Source organism: Acinetobacter sp. ANC_7512 (assembly GCF_056779935.1).
Genome location: NZ_JBWYIX010000035.1, coordinates 1 through 479 on the forward strand (window position 1 = coordinate 1; position 479 = coordinate 479).

The 479-nt window shown below is 47.0% G+C and carries 1 protein-coding gene; it reads left to right on the forward strand.

What is annotated here, in order from left to right; translation table 11 throughout:
- The coding region (locus tag AC1M9H_RS14345; RefSeq protein WP_481613651.1) for a type VI secretion system Vgr family protein at nt 1-479 on the forward strand (479 nt) is incomplete at both ends.

Below are 479 nucleotides of genomic sequence, written 5' to 3' on the forward strand. Positions count from 1 at the left end.
GAAGGCTTCGAACTTAGAACAGACCAATGGGGTGCAGTACGAGCAGGCGAAGGCATACTCATCTCCACCTACAAACAAGAACAAGCCAAAGCAAACCATCTCGATGCAAGCGAAGCCAAACAACAACTCGAAAGTAGCTTAAACAACGCCAAAGCCCTCAGTGAAGTGGCAAAAAACCAACAAACTGATCCACTGAGCTTACTCGAAAACCTACAGGGCTATCTCAAGAACTTAGAGAGCGAAGACCAAAGCAAAGCCGCGGCTTTTAAACAAGCGATCATGCTCTTGGCTTCACCAAGTTCAATTGCCGTAGAAAGTAACGAAGACATCCACCTCAGTGCAGATGGGCAGATCAACCAAATTGCACAAGGAAGCATTAACACCAGCACCCAAGACAGTATCATCGGACATGCCAGCAAAAAGATCAGTTTATTTGCAGCGCAAGAAGGGGCACGACTCTATGCAGGGAAAGGCAAGAT